The sequence below is a fragment of the Maribacter confluentis genome, assembly GCF_030505015.1.
GTDB classification, from domain to species: Bacteria; Bacteroidota; Bacteroidia; order Flavobacteriales; family Flavobacteriaceae; genus Maribacter; species Maribacter sedimenticola.
In genome coordinates this window covers 563906-585613 of record NZ_JAUKUC010000001.1, presented here as the reverse complement: position 1 = coordinate 585613, position 21708 = coordinate 563906, and the positions used below count along the sequence as shown (strand labels likewise).

13 protein-coding genes are annotated in these 21708 nt (G+C 38.7%); 9 read left to right on the top strand and 4 right to left on the bottom strand.

What is annotated here, in order from left to right; all coding sequences use genetic code 11:
* The first annotated feature begins 278 nt into the window (after positions 1–278).
* The 4 genes from Q2T41_RS02720 (at position 279) to Q2T41_RS02705 (ending at position 5664) form a co-directional block, all read left to right on the top strand.
* Positions 279–2531, top strand: coding sequence for an alpha-L-fucosidase (locus tag Q2T41_RS02720; protein WP_304434840.1), 2253 nt, complete (start codon positions 279–281; stop codon positions 2529–2531).
* A 98-nt stretch (positions 2532–2629) separates the two neighbouring features.
* Positions 2630–3712 carry an efflux RND transporter periplasmic adaptor subunit gene (locus tag Q2T41_RS02715; RefSeq protein WP_304434839.1) on the top strand — a complete coding sequence of 361 codons (1083 nt, stop codon included), beginning with the start codon at positions 2630–2632 and terminating at the stop codon, positions 3710–3712.
* Positions 3709–4971, top strand: coding sequence for an ABC transporter permease (locus Q2T41_RS02710; protein ID WP_304434838.1), 1263 nt, complete (start codon positions 3709–3711; stop codon positions 4969–4971). The genes Q2T41_RS02715 and Q2T41_RS02710 overlap by 4 nt, the downstream gene beginning before the upstream one ends.
* A 12-nt stretch (positions 4972–4983) precedes the next feature.
* Complete coding sequence (locus Q2T41_RS02705) at positions 4984–5664, top strand: ABC transporter ATP-binding protein (protein ID WP_304434837.1); 681 nt, start codon at positions 4984–4986, stop codon at positions 5662–5664.
* Positions 5665–5729: 65 nt separating this feature from the next.
* On the opposite strand, the gene Q2T41_RS02700 is transcribed toward Q2T41_RS02705, so the two are convergent.
* The 4 genes from Q2T41_RS02700 to Q2T41_RS02685 all read right to left on the bottom strand — a co-directional run bounded on the left by Q2T41_RS02700 (position 5730) and on the right by Q2T41_RS02685 (position 11987).
* Positions 5730–8996 (bottom strand): ThuA domain-containing protein, encoded by a 3267-nt coding sequence (locus Q2T41_RS02700; RefSeq protein WP_304434836.1) that lies wholly within the window; start codon positions 8994–8996, stop codon positions 5730–5732.
* A gap of 285 nt (positions 8997–9281) precedes the next feature.
* Complete coding sequence (locus tag Q2T41_RS02695; protein ID WP_304434835.1) at positions 9282–10115, bottom strand: AraC family transcriptional regulator; 834 nt, start codon at positions 10113–10115, stop codon at positions 9282–9284.
* 85 nt (positions 10116–10200) lie between these two features.
* The gene (locus tag Q2T41_RS02690; RefSeq protein WP_304434834.1) at positions 10201–10905 is read right to left on the bottom strand and encodes a LytR/AlgR family response regulator transcription factor; all 705 of its coding nucleotides are present in this window, start codon (positions 10903–10905) and stop codon (positions 10201–10203) included.
* The gene (locus Q2T41_RS02685; RefSeq protein ID WP_304434833.1) at positions 10902–11987 is read right to left on the bottom strand and encodes a sensor histidine kinase; all 1086 of its coding nucleotides are present in this window, start codon (positions 11985–11987) and stop codon (positions 10902–10904) included. Before Q2T41_RS02685 ends, Q2T41_RS02690 begins: the two co-directional genes overlap by 4 nt.
* 218 nt (positions 11988–12205) lie before the next feature.
* Between Q2T41_RS02685 and Q2T41_RS02680 the strand changes: the two genes are divergently transcribed.
* From Q2T41_RS02680 to Q2T41_RS02660, 5 genes are all read left to right on the top strand, one after another.
* Positions 12206–13246 carry a carbohydrate-binding family 9-like protein gene (locus Q2T41_RS02680; RefSeq protein ID WP_304434832.1) on the top strand — a complete coding sequence of 347 codons (1041 nt, stop codon included), beginning with the start codon at positions 12206–12208 and terminating at the stop codon, positions 13244–13246.
* On the top strand, positions 13221–14357 hold the full coding sequence (locus tag Q2T41_RS02675; protein ID WP_304434831.1) for a glycoside hydrolase family protein: 1137 nt from the start codon (positions 13221–13223) through the stop codon (positions 14355–14357). The genes Q2T41_RS02680 and Q2T41_RS02675 overlap by 26 nt, the downstream gene beginning before the upstream one ends.
* A 16-nt stretch (positions 14358–14373) precedes the next feature.
* Positions 14374–16725 (top strand): glycoside hydrolase family 20 protein, encoded by a 2352-nt coding sequence (locus Q2T41_RS02670; protein ID WP_304434830.1) that lies wholly within the window; start codon positions 14374–14376, stop codon positions 16723–16725.
* Positions 16726–16946: 221 nt separating this feature from the next.
* Positions 16947–20102: a SusC/RagA family TonB-linked outer membrane protein gene (locus tag Q2T41_RS02665; protein WP_304434829.1), complete on the top strand. Its 3156-nt coding sequence runs from the start codon at positions 16947–16949 to the stop codon at positions 20100–20102.
* A gap of 11 nt (positions 20103–20113) precedes the next feature.
* Positions 20114–21607 (top strand): SusD/RagB family nutrient-binding outer membrane lipoprotein, encoded by a 1494-nt coding sequence (locus Q2T41_RS02660; protein WP_304434828.1) that lies wholly within the window; start codon positions 20114–20116, stop codon positions 21605–21607.
* Positions 21608–21708 lie beyond the last annotated feature (101 nt).

Here is a 21708-nt window from a genome sequence, read left to right as displayed (position 1 = left end):
TTACAATGAGGGTTCATTAGGATTATACAAATCCTGTTTTCAAATAGGTCATGAACATAGTTCATGTAAGGAATTGGGAGCAAAAAGTGGGTAGGCGATAGCCTTCACTTTGTTATTTGCATTTCATTGAACTAAAAGGTTTGGTCAACAGTAAAGCTTGCAAAAAAAGTATTGCTTTTGGTCATCTTTGCGTAGGTATTTATTTATATATTCCATTAGTTTTGAATATGTCTGTACAATATGTACATTCTTAATAATTAAAAATTATGGATATGTGTATGATAGCCCCAAAAAAATACGGTTATTTCTTAAGCATTATTACATTGTGCATATGGTTGACATCCTGTACGCCAAAAGGCAAGCCTACATTGGCCTTGTCAACTGAAAACACGATGGCATTGGATAATGATGACATTGAAGATTCCGTAAGGATAAAAGCTGCACATATTGTTCCATCCAAAAATCAATTTGAAGCATTAAAGGACGAATTTATCGCCTTTGTACACTTTGGCCCCAATACCTTTACTAGAATGGAGTGGGGTAATGGTATGGAAGACCCTGCTATCTTTAATTTAAAAAACCTAAATACAGATCAATGGTGCCAGGCAATGAAAGATGCGGGAATGAAAAAAGTAATCATTACGGCCAAGCATCATGATGGTTTTGTATTATGGCAGAGCAGGTATACAAAACACGGGGTAATGTCTTCTCCATATAAAAATGGAGAAGGAGATGTCGTTAAGGAATTAGCTGCGTCCTGTAAAAAATATGGCATTAAATTGGGAGTCTATCTCTCTCCAGCAGATTTATATCAAATAGAAAATTCAGCCGGTCTTTATGGCAATTTAAGTAAGTATACCAAACGTACGATTCCTAGGAAGGTAGAAGGACGACCCTTTGAAAATAAAACCACTTTTGAGTTTGAAGTGGATGATTATAATGAGTATTTCTTAAACCAATTGTTTGAATTACTGACGGAGTATGGACCTATAGATGAGGTTTGGTTTGATGGTGCCCACCCCAAACGTAAAGGAAATCAACAATATAAATATAGGGATTGGAAGAAATTAATAACTGCCCTAGCGCCTAATGCTGTAGTTTTTGGAAAAGAAGGAACGCGATGGTGCGGTAATGAAGCAGGGGCAACCAGAGATACCGAGTGGAACGTTGTGCCATATGATGAAGACCCTAGAACAATGAATCTCTTTGCCGATATAACGGACGAAGATGTAGGGAGTATGAAAAAATTGGTTGCCGGTAAGTTTTTACATTACCAGCCAGCAGAAACCAATACCTCTATAAGGGAAGGATGGTTTTACAGGGATGATACCGACCAAAAGGTAAGAACTACAGACGATGTCTTTGATATATATGAACGTTCTGTTGGTGGCAATTCTATATTTTTATTGAACATACCCCCCAATAGGGAAGGGGAATTTTCTGACCAAGATGTACAGGTACTTAAAGAAACCGGCCAAAGAATTAAGGAAACGTACGGGGTAAGCTTATTGGACGGCGCAGATGGGCCTAAGGAACTCCTGGAAAAGGATAATAAAACGCATTTAATTTTGCAGGATGCGGAACCGATTGTTGAGGTGACGTTACCTAAGGCTACTAAGATCAATAGATTTTTAGTTCAGGAACATGTTGAGGTATATGGAGAACGTGTATCCGAACATGCGTTGGATGCCTGGATCAATGATGAATGGAAAGAAGTTGCTAGTGCAACCAACATTGGTTACAAAAGAATATTGCGTTTTCCGGAAATTGAGACTACCAAACTAAGGCTCCGTATCTTGGCATCAAGATATACACCCGTTTTGCAGCATATTTCAGCGCATTATTTTAAGAGTAGGCCACCACAGTTACAGTTTAGCAGAAATAGTAAGGGAGAAGTCAGTATTGTTCCTAAAATGTCTGATTTTGGATGGAATCCCAATGGGGAGAACGCCGGGGCCAATTTAAACAAGGGCATGCAGATATTTTACACTACGGATGGGCAAGTACCAAATTCATCGTCTTCCTTGTTTACCGATCCCTTTGTTTTTGGAGAAGGTGAGGTCAAAGCGGTGGCTATTATGAATGGGGAGAAAGGAAGTACCGCCACGTTTAGGTTTGGAATTCCAAAAATGTCTTGGACATTGGTAGAGTCAAGTAGCGCACAGAAAAAGCATGAGGGAGAATTACTATTTGATGAGAATCCCAATACATATTGGCAATCCCAAGAAAATGATGGGAATAAATCCGTAGTAATTGATTTGGGTGAAGAATTGGAAATTAGTGCTTTTGCATATACACCGCCCACTTCAATATCCAAAAGCATGATTGAAAAAGGAACTATTTTTTCCAGTCTAGATGGTAAGGTTTGGACCCAACAGGATAGTTTTACCTTTGGCAACCTGATCAATGACCCTACACAACGTACCTTTAGGTTCAATAAGAAGTTCCAAGCAAGGTATATTAAATTACAGGCTAATGAAATTGCGGGCAATGGGCTTAAGGCGGCTATTGCAGAATTGGATTTTTACTAAATGCCTTTATATTAGGGGTGGTAATTAAATTTATATGATTTTACTCATAGGCTAACATATTCTTTAGTAGTTACTTTGGTTAAGGTAATCTAAGAAATATGCGCTTTTTTAAAATTATAGCTCTTTCATTGTTAATTGGGGGTTGTCAAGGTTATGAAGATAACATTTTACCTAAAAGAACGACCCTTACCATGTCCGTGTATGCATCCGCAACTATACAGCCGGACAGTTTATACCAACTATACGCCGCGGTAGGTGGTATTTTGGACAATAACTTTAAAGAAGAGGGAGATCTGGTTCAAAAAGGTGACCCCATTCTTCAAATTATTGATCGTGCCCCACAACTACAGACCGAGAATGCCTACTTGGCATTAAGACAATCCAAAGAGAATTTAGAAGGTAATGCCGCAGTTTTAAAAGAGATTGAAGACGAGGTTTATGCGGCTAGATTAAAATACTTGAACGATTCTCTTAATTTTAGCAGGCAGCAACGCCTATGGGAACAAGGAATTGGTTCCAAAGCCGAGTATGACACCAAAATGTTGGCTTTTCAACTATCGCAAAATCAACATAAAACTTTAAAAGCACGTTATGCCAGAACGCGTTTTGAATTGGAAACGAAAATGGTACAGGCAAAGAACAGTTACCAATCTAACAAGATAACCACAGATGATTTTACGGTAAATAGCAGAATTGCAGGAAGGGTATACGCACTATATAAGGAACCTGGGGAACTGGTTAGCACCGTAGAGCCGCTTGGTACCATTGGTAGTGCCAATGATTTTATAATTGAAATGTTGATTGATGAGGTAGATATCATCAAAATACAATTAAATCAGCAGGTACTTATTGTTTTAGAGGCATATCCCAATGAAATATATACTGCAAGGGTAAGTAAGATTTACCCGCAAAAAGAAGAGCGATTGCAGACCTTTAAAATTGAGGCATTATTCAACGAACCACCTAAATTACTGTACCCAGGATTGGCCGGTGAAGCAAATATTGTAATAGCCCAAAAGAAAGACGTTCTTACCATACCGCGTGATTATTTGATGGACGGCAACAAGGTTATGACGCCAAAAGGGGATATAGATGTTGAGGTAGGGTTACAAAATTTAGAACAGGTAGAAATTCTGTCCGGTATAACGGAAACCACCTTGATAATTAAGCCAACGCAATGATAAACTGGAAGGTAATTTTAAATATTGCCAAAACACATCTTTTAACCAAGATGAAATCCACCGTAACGGCAGCTTTGGGAGTAACATTTGGTATTGGGGCCTATATCACCTTGGTCAGTTTTATGACCGGACTCAATACTATGCTGGACAGTTTAATTTTAAACCAAACTCCCCATATTCATTTATACAATGAAATTGCACCAACAAAAGATCAACCTATTTCACTCTATGAAGAATTTGAAAACTCGGTGCATATAATAAGTTCCATTAAACCCAAACAGGGGCAAAAGAAAATTCACAATGCGCTACCAATACTTAATTATCTAAAAAATAAAGATGTAGTAAAGGGGGCCACTCCCCAAGTACGCGCACAGATTTTTTACCTATCCGGGTCTATTGAACTGGGGGGCAGTATAGTAGGTGTGGATATTATGGAAGAAACCAGATTGTCCAATATGCGCGATTACATTGTTCAGGGTTCGCCAGAAGCATTAAAAAATATGGATAAAGGAATCTTATTGGGTGCCGGGTTGGCAGATAAAATGTCCTTATCTGTAGGAGATAGGGTGCAAGTGAGCACGGTAGCCGGGGCACTTGTGCCCCTTAAAATTGTAGGCCTCTATCAAAGCGGTATTGCGGATGTGGATAATGTTCAGAGTTTTTGCAATTTAAAAACGGTACAACGTATTCTGGGTGAATCTCAAAATTATATAACCGACATCAATATTAAGCTTTACGATATTGAACAATCACCACAATTGGCAGAATTTCTTGAAAAGCAATTTAATGTTACGGCCACGGACATCAATGAGGCCAATGCACAATTTGAGACCGGTTCAAATATTAGAAATTTAATTACCTATGCCGTATCCATCACCTTGCTCATCGTTGCGGGTTTTGGTATTTATAATATCCTTAATATGCTCATTTATGAAAAAATGAAGGATATAGCAATTTTAAAAGCTACAGGTTTTTCAGGTACGGATGTTCAATTTATATTTATGAGTCAAGCAATGATTATTGGTATAGTAGGAGGCATTTTAGGTTTGGTATTGGGCTATGTGCTTTCTGTAATCATTGATGGTCTACCTTTTGAGACTGAAGCGCTGCCAACCATAAATACGTATCCGGTAAATTTTAGTGTTACCTACTATATCATAGGTATTGTGTTTGCGCTGATCTCTACCTGTATTGCGGGCTGGCTGCCATCCAATAAGGCAAAGCATATTGATCCGGTAAAAATTATTAGAGGTACTTAACATAGTGTAGGAATGAATAATGTGTTAGAAGCAAAAAATATCAATAAGCATTTTTTGAAACCTAAGGATTTTCATGTCCTAAGGGATATTTCCTTTGCCATAAAAGAAGGAGAGTTTGCATCAATTATGGGAAAGTCTGGGTCTGGGAAATCTACTTTATTGTATATACTTTCAACAATGGATACGGATTACACCGGAGAGTTATTCTTAAACGATACCTTAGTAACGGGTAAACCTGCATCTGAACTTTCCAGAATTAGAAATGAACATATTGGTTTCGTATTTCAGTTCCATTATTTGTTATCGGAATTTAGTGTATTGGAAAATGTAATGCTACCCGCTAAAAAATTGGCCCGTAAGTCCAATATGGAAATAGAGAATGACGCCTATGAAAAATTAAGCATGCTAGGAATTGAAAAATTGGCAAAGCAAAAGGCGTCGCGCATTTCTGGTGGTGAAAAACAACGGGTTGCGATTGCCAGGGCATTGATCAATAATCCCTCTATATTAATGGGGGATGAACCTACCGGTAATTTGGATAGTTATAACTCTGACAATGTGTTCAATATTTTTAAAAGATTAAAGGAAGAGGAAGGGCTATCTTTGTTAGTGGTAACCCATGACGAAGATTTTGCCAAACGAACGGACTATATCATTGAAATGGAGGATGGGCGTATAGTATCTGGCCAATAACGGAATAATCAATGCATAAAAAAGGCTTCAAAAAGTTTGAAGCCCTCTTACATTACCATACTGTGTTATCGTTTATAGTCAAATGAAATCCAGTCTGCATGGCAAATATTTTGAGTGGTGTCCTGTTCGTTCTTAAAAACAAGGACCAGATCGGCCTTTTCAACATTAGGGGATATAGGAATGGTATAGTAAATGGTTTCTTCCTTACCATTATGTTCTAGATATTGCTTGCCTATCAATGGTCCGTCCATACTATTTTCACGAACCTCCATGATACCTTTGAATTCTTGATCCATATTATAGAAGGCGGCAAACTTTAAATGCTCTAGGTCCTGAAAAGAAATAGCATTGAACTTTAGATATGCCCCATGCTGTAAAACACCCACAACCCGAGATTTGCTTGTACTCCAGGTACCCGTGCCCTCTTTGATTTCGTTGGCGTTTTCTGCTTCAATTTTTTGACTTTTAAAGATGACCTGTTCGCTAACGGTAAGTTCAGAGTTAGGTTGGGTTTTGTTGCCCTTGTCCCGGTAGGAAGCCATAAGTACATAATTACCTTCACCTGCCTTACCTAAATGATCGTTGAATGTAATGGTTCCGGACAACGGCAATGATTTCTGGCCTGTCTTTTTTTGTGGTTTTAGACTAAGGATGTAATCTACCATTTGCGTAACTTCCTCTACGGTAAGCTGGGGATGGGCGGACATAGCATTTTCTCCCCAGGCACCACCACCGCCTTTTATGATCTTAGAGACCAAATAACCGGTATCTTCCGCGCCATAACGCTTTGCAATGTCTATATAACTTGGACCGTTGACTTTTTCCTTAACGGCATGGCATGCTTTACAGTCGGAAACTTCAATGGCCTTTTTGCCAATGGGTTCAAGATTGCGTTGGTGCCCTAAAGTGGCTATAACGAAATCACGGCCTTCCGGTATGTAGTCAAAAGTTACCTTTACATCTTCTGCGGCAATGGTTTGATCAGCAGTAGAGCCATCCTGTTTATCTTCTACGATAATGGTATAATCTATTTTTTTTCCATCCCAGTATATAGTGTCATTGTTGGCTATTTGTATGTTTAGGGTAGGGGCGTCGTTACCGACCAAAATTTTCGTGTTGGCAGACGCTGTGTTTCCTTTGCTGTCCGTTACCTTTAAGGTTACATTGTAAATTCCGTCTTCGGTAAAGGTATACTCGGTATTCATTTCTTGCGATTGAGGAGAATCTCCTGTAAAATACCAGTCATATGTAAGCGCATCATGGTCAAAATCTTTTGAGTTTTCTGCTGAGAAAGCAACGGTCAACGGTGCCGCACCTACAGTTTTGTCGTGTGTAAATTTTGCGACCGGCTCCCTATTGCCTTTGATATACGATATGCTGCTCAATCTGGCGTCCAGGTTTTGGGAGTTCCATTTTTGACCATATTCCAGAATATACATATTGCCATTGGACGCAAAGATCATATCCATAGGATGGGAGAATTCCTCATTGGGCATAAAGGCATCGGCTTTAACATAATTGTACTCCTTATCTAGAGTGATCACATAAATCCAATCTCTCATCCATTCATAAACAAACCATTTGTCTTCATAGTAAGGAGGCCATAGATTTTCTGCGTTGGGCATATCCGTTTTATGAAATACGGGGCCTGCCATAGGGTTGATTCCTCCTTGGCCCATCCATGGAAATTCTTCTGATCTATAATAGGTCATAGGAATCATGGATTTTTGTGCCGGAGGTAATTTCTGGATACCCGTATTATGTGGGGAATCATTGATAAGGTTATCTGGGTCAAATTTTGCACCTGACATATTGGTCGTAAAATCAAAATCATTGTATGCTTCATTGTACCCTCTAGTAAAAGGCCAGCCCCAAAAACCTGCATTTTTGGCTTGGTTGTATTCTCCCATTCCGCTAGGTCCCCTGTTGGGATCAGCCTTACCTGCATCTGGACCTATATCTCCCCAATATAGAATTCCAGTTTTGCTATCTATAGAATGTCTAAAAGGGTTTCTTAGTCCCATAGCATAGATTTCCGGTCTTGTTTTTTCCGTACCTACGGGAAACAGATTGCCTTTTGGGATAGTGTAGCTACCATCTTCCTCTGGTTTTATCCGCAATATTTTTCCCCTAAGGTCATTGGTATTGGCGGCAGAGCGCTGGGCATCGAACCCTGCACGGTCCAACCTTTCGTCCATAGGTGAGAATCCTGAAGATTCAAAAGGATTGGTATTATCGCCAAGGGCTATAAAAAGGGTTCCGTCAGGACCAAATTCCAAGGCGCCACCACTATGGCAACACTGCCTGTCCGTAGGAATTTCCAGTAGAATTTTTTCGGATTCCAGATCAAGGATGTCATCCTTTAAGGTAAAACGGGATACATGTTGTTTGGAAATATCCCCTTTGTTGGAATATAACAGATATACCCAATTGTTCTCAAGGTAATTGGGGCCTACTGCCAGTCCCAATAATCCATCTTCGTTGCCATAGAACAAATTTAGCTGTGCAATGGTCTTTGTTTGTTCCGTTTCAAAATCAAAAAGCTTCAAAGTACCGTGGCGTTCAATGAACAAAATTCCCCTTCCGGGCAACTCGTCGAGCTCCATGGGCTCATTTAGGTTAAAATCCAATACGTTCTTAACAAAGCGGTCCTCTGGCGGCACCCTGTCCGTAGTGGCTAGGGAATAATCTAAGGTAGCATCGCCTATGGCATAGGTAATACCGCCAAATAGATGCTTCAAAAATAACGGGTCCTCAAAAGTCTCATTGGTATGTCCCATCTCGGTATAGAAGGCCCTACCGCCATCATATGCGTGATACCATGCTATGGGATGGCCCTCAGGATTTGTACCGCCCTCATAACTGTTTTCGTCAATAGAAATCAGGACATTTATATTTGGATTGATATTTTTAAAATTGTACCACTCATCGCTCTTGGACCATTTTTCCCCTAAATGTTGTGTAGACGGGTGAGCATTGTTTTCAATATTCAATTTGGCTTCTTGTATGCGCGGATGGTCGTTAAAGACAGCACCCACAAGTTTATTGTACCATGGCCAATCATACTCGGTATCCGTGGCGGCATGGATACCAACAAAACCACCGCCAGCCTGGATGTAGCGTTCAAAATCTGCTTGCTGAACGTCATTTAATATATTCCTAGTAGTATTGTTGAATATTACCGCAGCATAGCTTTTTAAGGAGTCCTCTACGATATAGTCGGCATCTTCGGTAGTAACGACCTTAAATCCATTTTCCGTGCCTAATTTTTGCAATGCAAGGTTTCCTGCTTCAATAGACCCGTGCCTAAAACCTTGGGTTTTGCTAAACACCAATATAGTATCATTTTTTTGCGAACAACTTTGTATGAAAAGAATGCAAAAACAAAGTACTAACAGGAGATAGGGGGAACTAAGTGAAATATTAGGTCTGTACATTAAATTATAGATTTGATTTTTTTTTCAATGCTTATGGACAAGCTTAAAATTTGAGGCCAAAATAAATGGAATAATAAAAGAATTCAAACTAAATTTTTACCTAAACCAATACAAATTGTGCAAAATATGAATGCCTCCTATGTTTTAAGTCAAAATTATATAGAGAAAAGGGTATAAAGTCTATCGGTATTCAGAAGGCGCACATCCTATATTTTTTTTAAAAATACGGTTGAAATAGGATAGACTGTTAAATCCGGAATTATAGCATGCCATTGAAATGGTATTAGAGGCATTGTTTTCCTTAAGTAATTTGCATGCATAATTAATACGTACGCCATTTAAAAAATTCACGAATGTTTTTTGGGTGTTCTGTTTAAAGTAGCGACAAAATGCTGTTTTGTTCATGGCTACCATTTCAGCAATTTCATTTAATTGAATTTCGTTCTTGAAATTCATCATGATATATTCTATAACGGTATTAATACGGTCATCAGCAATATTAATTTGCTCTATCCACTCAATACTGCCTAATTTGGCTAGATTTTCAATTAAGGACAAACGATATAAAATTTTTAAGGTCTGCAATACTTTTTCATCTGAGGAGGTTTCTGCCAATTCATGAAAAAGGTATTTGAATTTTTGGCTTTCCTTGGTGTTGAATTTTAGGCCCCGGTTGCTTAAAAGCAGTAATGAATTTATGTAATTGAATTCTTCTCCCAACTGTCCCAATTTTTTTAAAAAATCATAATTAAGGTGTACCACTATAGAAGAGGATTCACCTTCAAAATTAGGGGCACTGTCAAACATATGGGGAATGTTGGAGCCTATTAGGAAAATGTTGTTGCTTTCAAAATTTCCAATGAAATCTCCTACATATAAAGTGCCCTTTCCAGAAACTATATATACAAGTTCCAGTTCAGGGTGGTAATGCCATAGTTTTAAAAATTCATCTCCGGTAAATGAAGAAAATAAAACGTTGGACCTTAAATTTTTATGTAGTAGATGTAATTTCAAACAATATGTTTAATGAATTTGGAAATACAGATTTGTTTAAATTATACCTTTAAATTTCCGAATAAAGATACTGCTAATCCTTAGATTACATAAAAATGGCTTTTTTTACATCTTCAATATAGCTTCTGCCTATGGTATATCTTACCCCCTCAATAGATAGGCTGTTACCTTCAATGAATTCTACTTTGTCCAGTGCTACGGTAAACGATCTATGGATTCTTATGAATTTATGCGAAGGCAGCTCGTCTGTAAAACTACTCAAGGTCCTATGGGCAATGAAATTTCCTTTGGTTGTTTTTATCCTTATATAATCTTTTAAGCTCTCTACAATGCTGATGTCGGCAAAGTATATTTTTTGATGCTTTTTCTTGTCTATTTTTATAAAAAGATGGTCTACCTCTTCTTTTTCCGAAACAATTTCCTTGGTACTGGTCTTTAATTCCAGTACCCGATTAACGGCTTTTAGAAATCTTGGAAAAGGTATAGGTTTTACCAAATAATCTATAGCCTCTAGTTCGTAACAATTAAGTGCATATTCCTCATGGGCCGTGGTAATGATTACCATTGGTCTGTTCGTTAGATTTTCCAAAAAATCCAGTCCGTTGAGTATTGGCATATTAATATCCAGAAATAGGATGTCCACTGGATTTTTTTGTACAAAGGAAGATGCCTCTACGGCATTGGTAAAGGTTTTAAAGAGCTCAAGCTCCTTGACCTCTTTAATATATTTTTTAATAACATTGACCGCTAATGGTTCATCATCTATAATTACAGCTTTTAAATTCTTCATACGTTCAATTTTAAAAACACTTTAAATATATTATTTGTAGTTGTAATGTTCAGTTCGTATTCATCTGGCCGGTATCCCAGTTCCAACCGTTTTTTAACGTTAGAAAGGCCAATACCGCCTTCTTCCTCGGCCAATCTGTTCGTGACCAAGGTTTCGGGTATAGGATTGGCGATTTCAAAATATAGTTTTTTTTCCTTGACGGAAATATTAATATCTATGGTCAAGGGTTCAATAGTCTTATTGGCGCCATGTTTAAAGCTATTTTCTACAAAAGGGATCAACAGCATAGGTGCAATACGTTTATTGTCAAGATTGCCCGTTATGTTCAAATTAATGGTCAGGGAGTCATTAAACCTTATTTTTTCCAGATCAAGATAGTTCTGTATCAATTCAATTTCACTCTGTAGATCCTGTTTGTTTTTCCTTGCTGCATATAAAAGGTAACGCATTAATTCAGATAGTTTTAAAACCACTTCTGGTGCCCTATCTGATTTTTCCAATGTCAGTGAGTAAATATTGTTCAAGGTATTGAAGAAGAAATGGGGAGATACCTGTGATCGTAAAAAACTTAGTTCAGATGTTAATTGCCTGGTTTCCAATTCATGAAGCTTTTGGTGTTCCCTTAGCCAATCTATGGTAATTTTTATGGCCGTAACGAAGGATACTACATACAGCTCACCGAACATGGTAACAATGGCATAATTAAGGGTGATACTGTTGACTACTTCAGAAGCCTCTGGCATTACATTGGTGTCGATCAAATAGTAGGTTAAATTAAATTTTACGACAAGCATAAGCGCCAATGACCCTAAAATGGCCAGGGTGTATTCCGAATATCGTTTGTTAAAAACGAAAACCGGCATTAGAAAATATACATTGAAGTATGCCAATGCCATGTGTATGGGAAACCCTATTAAATTGGTTTTGATAGAATAAATATAGTCGTTATGTAAGCTTCCCCAACGTAATGTGTTGAACAATATATAAATAGACCAGAAGATGATATGATATTTGTAATGAATTTTATAACTCTCGGAGCCTTTACTTTCTATAATGTCATTTATTTTCTTCTTTGCGGCCATTAATTTACGCTATTCAAATACTGTATTCGACTTTCTAAACCCGTTGTTGGTCTAAATTTTATGCGATAATAACAAATGGTTTCCAATATTTGAGAGTACCGCTGTTAATTTTTATTGGACGTTACCTAAATTTGCCGTCTTCTAGACGTCATAATCAGATTTCTGAAAATTGATATGAAAGCGGTTCTAGCTTTAAACAGACCAACTAACTAATCTTAATGCCAAAAACACCAAACCTGTTCATTACCATGGTAACATGCATCCTTTTTGCATGTACGGGAACTGCCCAACAAGTACCCAAGACTTACGTAGCCGTTAAGGCTAAGGGGCAACTGACCATTGACGGACTTGCTAATGAAGTCGCATGGAAAAATGCAAAATGGACCTCGGATTTTATAGATATAGAAGGAACCCTAACGCCTAAATACAGAACACGGGTAAAGATGGTATGGGACGATACCTATTTGCATTTTTATGCGGAAATGGAAGAACCCCATATCTGGGGAACGTTAAAACAGCGCGATACGGTTATTTTCTACAATAACGATTTTGAAATATTTATAGATCCAGATGGGGATACCCATAATTATATGGAATTTGAAATTAATGTTTTAAATACTATTTGGGATCTGTACCTCACCAAACCATACCGAAACCAAGGTAATGTATTGAATCACTGGAATATGGAGGGTGTAAAATCTGCTGTGCATATTAATGGCACCTTAAACAATTCAAAAGATCGTGATAAAGGATGGGCCGTTGAGATATCCATACCATGGAATGTGTTGGGAGAGGCCAGTAAAGGAGCAGTACCACCTAAGGACCAGTTTTGGAGAATAAATTTTTCTAGGGTCAATTGGCAGTTTGATCTGGAGAACGATCGTTATGGCAGGAAGAAAAAAGAAAATGGTCAATATGAACCGGAATACAACTGGGTATGGAGCCCTCAAGAAGTCATAAATATGCATGAACCGGAACGATGGGGCTATATTTACTTTGCGGAACAAAATTTACAACAGGATAAGGTGGTCATTCCAGATGATGACTATATAAAGTGGTATATGTATGAAATATATCGCAAAATGATACAGGAAAATGAAATGGAAAATTTTACTTATCCGCCCAAGGAGATAAAGGGTAAATCTATAGTAGTAGAAATTAAAAAGGAATTAAAGGGTTATTTGGTTTATACCAAGAGTCCTTTTAGTGGTAAACAATTAGTGATAGATACAGATGGGAAATTTATTGAACAGAGATAATGTGGGCATGATCATGTCCTGTATTCTTTTAAGTGTTTTTATGGTCTCATGCAATGGGAATAAGGAAGAAAAGGAAACGGCACTATTGGAGAAAGAGGAGTCCGGCCCATTTAAATTTTGGACTTGGATAACCGCAGACGCGTCCCGTACAGATGATTCCTATGTAGAAGAGTTTGCCAAATACGCGGATAATGGCATAGATGCCGTATTGATCAATACCTACACTGATCCTGAACTTTTGGCGAGATTGACACCGTTGGCCTTAGGTATGGGGTTAGAAGTGCATGCATGGATGTTTACCATGAATAGACCAGGAGATAAGATTGCGGAGCAACACCCAGAGTGGTATGCGGTAAGTAGGGATGGGAAATCATGTTATGATGAACCGCCTTATGTAGGATATTATAAGTGGCTTTGTCCTACCAGAAAGGAATCTAGAGAGCACATTTTAAGCTTGGTAGAAGGCTTGTCTAAGGTCGATGGTGTGGCCAGTGTACATTTGGATTATATACGCTATTCGGACATTTTCTTGCCAATAGGTCTATTACCAAAATATAACTTACAGCAAGAGGTAGAGCTACCTACCTATGATTTTTGTTATTGTGAGGTTTGTACGTCAACCTTTGAAAAAATGCACCATAAGAACCCTAACGATTTTGATAATCCTGCCATTGATATGGAATGGAAAAATTTTAGGTTGAACAGGGTAAAGGCAGTGGTGGATGCCTCTTATGAAATTGCACATAAAAATGGTAAAAAATTAACTGCAGCCGTATTTCCGTATCCGGAAATGGCAGACCATATGGTACGCCAACGTTGGGATAAATGGAATATTGACGCCGTCTTGCCTATGATATACAATCAATTTTATAATGAGGAAATAGATTGGATAGGTTATGCAACAGGGCAAGGGGTGAATGATCTTGAGAAGCGTAATGTGGAATTACATACAGGTATTTATGTACCGGATATGCAACCGGAAGAATTGTTGAGTGCCATGAAATATGCACAAAAGAACGGGGCCAAGGGCGTATCCTTCTTTGATGGTCCGGCAATTACCGAAGCCCAATGGAAGATGATAAAGGATTTTAAGGAATCAAAAGCTAAGTAATACAATACATAACGGTATGAATGGTATTGCAAATCAAGGTATTGTGGGATTGAAACAAATACGGCAGTTAATTATTATGGGTTTGGCGTTGGTGCTCACATCGTGTTATGACCCAGCTGAAAGTCCTGCCAATAGTATTTCGGCCATTATTCCACAGCCCAACCAAATGAAAAAGGACCAAGGGTACTTTACTTTTGATAAAGGTACCGTATTGGTTGTTAAAAATGATGCATATGTAGAACCAACGTTGATCTTGTCCCAAAGGTTGAAGATTGCCGCAGGTTTTGATATGGCCATAGTATCTAGCCCTCCCACGGCCAATTATGTACAAATAATGGTAGATACCAGTCTTGCTGCCGAGGCATATAAACTATCCATCAATGAAGGGTATATACAGTTGAAGGCATCAACCAAAAATGGCTTGGTGTATGGTATGCAATCCTTGCGTTTGCTTTTGCCCAAGGAAATGGAAAGCAAACAAATACAATCTCACGTAAATTGGTCGGTTCCGGTCATGGAAATTGAGGATAGTCCCAGATATGAGTACAGAGGGGTAATGTTAGATGTCTCAAGACATTTTTTTGATATCGCATATATTAAAAAAACCTTGGACCGAATGTCCCTCCTAAAATTAAATACGTTTCATTGGCATTTGGTAGATGATCAAGGTTGGCGCATAGAGATTAAAAAATATCCAAAACTTACCGAGATAGGCGGCTTTAGGGCAGATCAGGAAGATAAACACTGGAACTCGAGAAAAGTTACCCAAGCAGGTGAAGCAGCTGGTTATGGTGGATTTTATACTCAAGTACAAATTAAGGAAGTGGTTGATTATGCGGATAAATTGGGAATAACCGTAGTACCTGAAATTGAAATGCCTGCACATGTAATGAGTGCAATTGCCGCTTATCCTGAGTTGAGCTGTTTTGAAAATCCTATTGGTGTACCTTCCGGTGGAGTATGGCCAATAACAGAAATTTATTGCGCTGGCAAGGAACAAACATTTCTATTCTTGGAAAATGTAATAGATGAGGTGGCGGACTTGTTTCCAGGAACATATATCCATATTGGGGGAGATGAAGCCACCAAGACCAATTGGGCAGTTTGTCCCCACTGCAAAAAAAGAATGCAAGAAGAAAAGTTGGCGTCCGTAGAAGAATTGCAAAGTTACTTTATCCGTAGAATGGAAAAGTATATTAATGCTAAAGGCAAGGAGATAATTGGTTGGGATGAAATTTTGGAAGGCGGTTTGGCACCAGGCGCTGCAGTAATGAGCTGGCGTGGAACACAAGGAGGTATGGAGGCATCAGAACAAGGGCATAAGGTCATAATGACGCCTGGGGAGTTCTGTTATTTTGACCAATACCAAGGACCACAGAATACGGAGCCCATTGCCATTGGCGGTTATCTGCCGCTTAAGAAAGTGTATGGTTTTGACCCTGTAATTCCAACTATGACCAAGGAACAGGAATCTTTTGTAATGGGGGGACAGGCAAATCTATGGTCAGAATATATACCTACGGAAGAACATTCTGAATATATGCTTTTTCCTAGGTTGCTCGCCTTATCGGAAACCTTATGGAGTACCAAGGAACAACGTAATTGGAGCAATTTTTCCGAACGATTAAAAGTAATCAACGAAAGGTTGGAGTTCATGGGTGTCAATGTTTCCAAAAGTGCGTATGCCATTAGGGATAGTGCAACCGTGGACATTGGTTCAAAATCAATATCGGTTAAACTGCATAATGAATTTGATGATGCCGATATACGTTATGCATTTGCCCATGATGCCGATAATTTTATACCCTATACCGCTCCCGTTACTATTGATTCATCGGTAACGATTACTGCAAAAGCTTATGAGGACGGTAAAGCTATTTCTCCATTATTTATACAGCAATATGATTTTCATAAAGGTGTGGGTGCAAAGGTTACATATCATACCTTATATAATAGTAGTTATGCAGGTGAGGGAGAATCTACATTGGTCAATGTGTTGCGGGGCAGTAAAAATTTTCACGACGGACAATGGCAGGCTTGGCTGAACAAGGATGTGGAGCTGACCATAGATCTGTTGGATCAGAAAGACATTTCTGAAATCGTATTGGGTTTTCTACAAAACCAAGGTCCGGATATTTTCTATCCCACGGCAATTTCCATTTCCCTTTCCAAGGACAATATTGAATTTCAAGAAGTGGATATCATGGAAATTCCGTTTAAAAATGCCAATACGGATGAAATACAGGAGGTTAAGATTTCTTTTGGCCATACCAAGACCAGGTATATAAAAATTCATGCGGTCAATGGTCCCTATCCTGGAAATGACGGGGGTTCATGGTTGTTCATGGATGAAATTAAAATCAATTAACATATAAGCCAAGTTGCACAACCAGAATGGAAGGAGGTGAGGAAAATCTGAATTGATCTGAAAATCAGTTGGGTTCAGAAATGAAAAAAAATGGTATTGCAAATATTGTACAAGTGATGGCGAATATCCTTCATTTGAAAGGTTTCTATAGACTATATATTTGGTATTAAGAAAACCTTAAGATAACATTAAACTAAGTAACTAATTAAAACAATTCGATAATGATTCAAAAATTCAACTATGTATTGCTGTTTGTGGCTATGCTGTCCTTTCAAGGAGCATTTTCACAAGCGGTTTCAGGTACAATAACAGACCAGTCGGGTTCTCCTCTCCCTGGTGTGAATGTTGTAGAAAAGGGTACCAGTAATGGTACATCTGCAGATTTTGATGGTAACTATACCATCAATGTTACCGATGGTGCTACCTTGGTATTTAGCTCTATTGGCTATACCAAAAAGGAAATTGCGGTATCTGGCCAAACAGTTATCAACGTAACCTTGGAAGAGGATGCGGAACAGTTGGGCGAGGTAATCGTTACTGCATTGGGTATTAAAAAGGAGGAAAAGGCCTTAGGGTACTCCCTTACACAGGTAGACGGTGGTGAGCTTTCCGGTGTAAAAACAGTAAGTGCCATTAATTCCTTACAAGGTAAGGTAGCTGGTGTTAATATTACCGGGTCCGCAACGGGAGCTTCTGGTACCAGTAACGTGGTTATTCGTGGTGCTTCTTCTGCAAGTGGTACCAACCAGCCTTTATATGTTGTAGATGGTATTCCTATCAACAACCAGAATTTAGGATCTGCAAGCCGTTGGGGCGGGGCGGATTTTGGTGATGGTATTTCCAGTATCAACCCAGATGATATTGCCAGTATGAGTGTACTTAAAGGTGGTGCGGCCGCGGCATTGTACGGATCTAGGGCAGCAAATGGTGTTATTATCATCAACACAAAATCAGGAAAACAACAAAATGGTTTTGGTGTTGAATATTCAAGTTCATTGTTGATGGAATCTGCTATGACAGATTTGTACGATTTCCAAAAAGAATATGGTCAAGGAACCAATGGCGTTGCCCCATCTGATAGATTAGAGGCATTGGATGCCGGTATCAACTCTTGGGGAGCAAAACTTGATGGTTCAAGCGTTGTTCAGTTTGATGGTGTTAGTAGACCATATAGTAATGCTGGAGATAACGTAAAAAACTTTTTCAACACAGCTACTACCTTTACCAATACGGTTGCGGTAAGCAAATCTGGTGACGGATATAACTTTAGGTTTTCAGGTACGGATTTAACTAACTCTGATATTACGCCAAATGCAGGTTTGAACAGAAAGTCGTTCTCTATAAACGCAGGAGTGGTGATGAACGAAAAATTAACCTTGGACGTTAACGGTAAGTATGTAATAGAGAACGTTAAGAACAGACCAAGACTTTCAGATTCTCCAGGTAACTCTAACTTTACGGTTGCCTTATCACCGGCCAACGTAAATGTGGCCGACTACCAACCAGGATTCTTTCAGGAAGGAACAACGGTTGCAGGTTTGGATTCAAGACCAGGTTACAATGAAGTTGGTTCAGAATACTTAATTTCTACGGCAAGTACCTATCACCAAAATCCATATTGGGTAACCGAAAGATTTAACAATGAGAGTGATAAAAACAGGTTCATTGGTTCCGGTACTTTAAGATATGAATTGACAGATTGGTTATATGCAATGGGTAGGGCAGGTATTGATCAATATACTGCAAGTATTACCAATGTAGAACCTTACGGTACGGCTTACAAGAACTTGGGAGGAATGACCGAAACTACATACAATGTATCTACGGTAGATGCGGACGTAATTTTAGGTATAGAAAAAGATATTACGGAGAAGTTTGCTACCAACATTGTTTTAGGGGCCAACAGTAATACGTTCACCAATGAAAGAACAGAGTTAAATGGTCAGGATTTTGTAATTCCTGATTTAGTGACCATAGGTAACGTTGCTAGAAAAAACTACGGATATTCTTTTTCTAAGAATAAAAGATCAGGTGTTTATTTTTCAACGGAACTTTCTTATGACAGCTATTTATATCTTACCGTTACCGGTAGAAATGACTGGTTCTCTACATTATCGTTGGCAGGGAAAACATCTCCAAACTCATACTTCTATCCATCGGTTAGTTCAAGTTTCATTTTTTCCGATGCCTTTCAAATGCCTAGCTGGATTACCTTTGGTAAAATTCGTGCAGGATATTCTGATATAGGTGGTGGAGCTAACGACCCTTATCAATTGTCATTGGTATATGGTATCAATGATACATATACTGCTACGGGTACTCCTGTTTCCATTGGTGGTGTAGGTGGTGCGGATTCCAATAAATTACCGAACATCAACCTTACGCCATTCTCCAAGTCAGAATATGAAATAGGTTTTGATCTTAAGATGTTCAATAATAGATTTGGTATCGATTTTGCTTATTACAACAATAAGACTACAGATGATATTGTGCCTATAGATATTTCAAGAACTACAGGATTTACAAAAGCGGTCATCAACATTGGTGAGGTAACCAACCAAGGTGTGGAACTTCTATTGACCGGTGCTCCTGTAAGAACGGAAAACTTTAATTGGGACATTACCTATAACTTAGGATATAACGAAAATATGGTGGTCAAGACAGATGCTGATGACAATCCTATATTTGCAGGTGACCAAGCAACTGGTGTTAATGTTCAGTCTGGTGCAATAGTTGGTAAACCAATTGGTGCGCTTTACGGTACTTCTTTCGTAAGAAATGATGCCGGTGAAATTCAATATGACAGTAACGGTACTCCATCCATAGGTGAGAATAAATTTTTGGGCAACGGTGTAGCACCTTACTCAATGGGTCTTACCAATAACTTCCGTTACAAGGACTTTAACCTTAACTTCTTGATCGATGCTAAATTTGGAGCAGAGATTGCCTCTGGTACCAGTGCTTATGCTACCTACTACGGTGCAAGTAAAAACACATTGGAAGGAAGGGAAAACGGATTGTCAGTTAGTGGTGTAGATGCTGCAGGAGCGCCTTTCTCTACTACTATAGCCCCAGAAAATGTAAGTTCTTACTATCAGAGAATATACTCTATAGCAGAGGCGCATATTCAAGATGCCGACTTTATTAAACTTAGACAACTTAGTTTAGGCTATAATCTGCCATCTAGTGTAATATCTAAAACGTTCTTAAAGAGTGCCAACATTTCCTTGATAGCCAGAAACTTGTTCTACATCATGAGAAATACACAGGATATTGATCCAGAATCTTCATTCAACGCTAGTTTTGGTGCAGGTTTAGAGCGTTTTGGTCTTCCTTCAACTAGAAGTTACGGATTAAGTTTAAATGTTAAATTTTAAAAAGGAAAACTATGAAAAATATATTTTATTTAGCGGTATTTTCAATGCTCTTCTTCACGTCGTGTGATAAAGGTTTTGAGGATATCAATGTAGACCCTACATATGCTCCAACATTAGATGTGAAATACAAATTTCCACAAGCGGTATTGTATACTGCGGGGCAACGTTATGAGTCTTGGAGAGGTAATTTTATTTACTGTTCCGTAATGATGCAACACCTAGCAAGCACGCAAGGATATTGGAATGGGGATAAGTATACGTTAAGTACAAGTTACGCCGGTGCTTTATGGGAAGCGGAATATCCACAGGCCATTAAGACCTTGGAAGACATGAAAGCTCAATTAGAGGCCGATGAATTGACCGCGTCTCCTGAGTATGCTATGGTTAGGATACTACGTGTATTCTCTTTTCACAGATTAACGGATATCTATGGTGATATTCCTTACAGTGAAGCTGGTAAAGGATTTATTGATGGGGTATTGAGACCGGTTTATGATGACCAAGAGTTCATTTACAAAGACATGTTGAACGAACTTAAGGAAGCATCGGATGCTTTGAGCGGTGGTACAAGTGCCTTGGGTACTTCAGATATCATATTCAATGGTGATTTGACCAAATGGAAGAAATGGGCCAACTCTATGATGTTACGTTTAGGATTAAGATTGGTAAAGAGAGATCCTGCCTTGGCGCAACAATGGGCACAAACCGCTATAGAGGGTGGTGTAATGACCTCAAATGAGGATATAGCTTATGTAATTCACCAATCTGGTAACGGAATTTTACAAAACGGAAATAGTGAGGTATTCCTTGCCGACCGTTCTTCAAGAATCAGTAAAACTTTCATGGATTTCTTGCAAGGTGATCCAAGAATGCCGGTTTTGGTAGCATTGCCAGATGGTAATAATGATGTTGCTGTTCAGAAAGGATTGCCAAATGGGTATGATGGTACAACCATTGCAAATGCACCGGGTGGTGATGATATGTCTACTTATTCTGAAGTAAATTCCAACACGTTGCAAGGATTGGATGCACCAATGTTCTTCCAAACATATGCAGAAGTTGAATTTATGTTGGCAGAATCTGCCGTAAGATGGGGTCTTGCTGGTGGTGCTGCAGCTGCAGAAGATCACTATAATGCTGGTGTAACCGCTGCCATGAAGTTTTTAGAACTGTATTCTGAGGATGCAGCCATTGATGATGCGGATATTGCAACTTACTTGGCAGATAACCCATATGACCCGGCAAATGCATTGGAGCAAATCAATACCCAATACTGGGCTGCTACGTTCTTGAACGAATATGAGGCATTTGCAAACTGGAGAAGAACAGGGTTTCCTGTATTGACTCCAGTAAACTATCCTGGTAATGTTACCAATGGTACCATTCCTAGAAGGTTGACTTATTTTACGGGTGAGGCCGTAACGAACAAAGAAAATTATGATGCGGCCGTTGCAAGTCAAGGTCCGGATTTGCTTACCACTAGAGTATGGTGGGATGCCGAATAATTTTTAAAATATGAAATCTGTTTTATTAGTTCATCTTTTAGTACAGATACAATTGTTGAGTTAGTGTAAAGGAAAGAGGAGATTTGTATAAATCTCCTTTT

Coding starts and splice junctions, on each gene's coding strand:
- Q2T41_RS02720 (WP_304434840.1), top strand. CDS start 279: ATGATAGCCCCAAAAAAATACGGTTATTTCTTAAGCATTATTACATTG.
- Q2T41_RS02715 (WP_304434839.1), top strand. CDS start 2,630: ATGCGCTTTTTTAAAATTATAGCTCTTTCATTGTTAATTGGGGGTTGT.
- Q2T41_RS02710 (WP_304434838.1), top strand. CDS start 3,709: ATGATAAACTGGAAGGTAATTTTAAATATTGCCAAAACACATCTTTTA.
- Q2T41_RS02705 (WP_304434837.1), top strand. CDS start 4,984: ATGAATAATGTGTTAGAAGCAAAAAATATCAATAAGCATTTTTTGAAA.
- Q2T41_RS02690 (WP_304434834.1), bottom strand. CDS start 10,905: ATGAAGAATTTAAAAGCTGTAATTATAGATGATGAACCATTAGCGGTC.
- Q2T41_RS02685 (WP_304434833.1), bottom strand. CDS start 11,987: ATGGCCGCAAAGAAGAAAATAAATGACATTATAGAAAGTAAAGGCTCC.
- Q2T41_RS02680 (WP_304434832.1), top strand. CDS start 12,206: ATGCCAAAAACACCAAACCTGTTCATTACCATGGTAACATGCATCCTT.
- Q2T41_RS02675 (WP_304434831.1), top strand. CDS start 13,221: ATGGGAAATTTATTGAACAGAGATAATGTGGGCATGATCATGTCCTGT.
- Q2T41_RS02670 (WP_304434830.1), top strand. CDS start 14,374: ATGAATGGTATTGCAAATCAAGGTATTGTGGGATTGAAACAAATACGG.
- Q2T41_RS02665 (WP_304434829.1), top strand. CDS start 16,947: ATGATTCAAAAATTCAACTATGTATTGCTGTTTGTGGCTATGCTGTCC.
- Q2T41_RS02660 (WP_304434828.1), top strand. CDS start 20,114: ATGAAAAATATATTTTATTTAGCGGTATTTTCAATGCTCTTCTTCACG.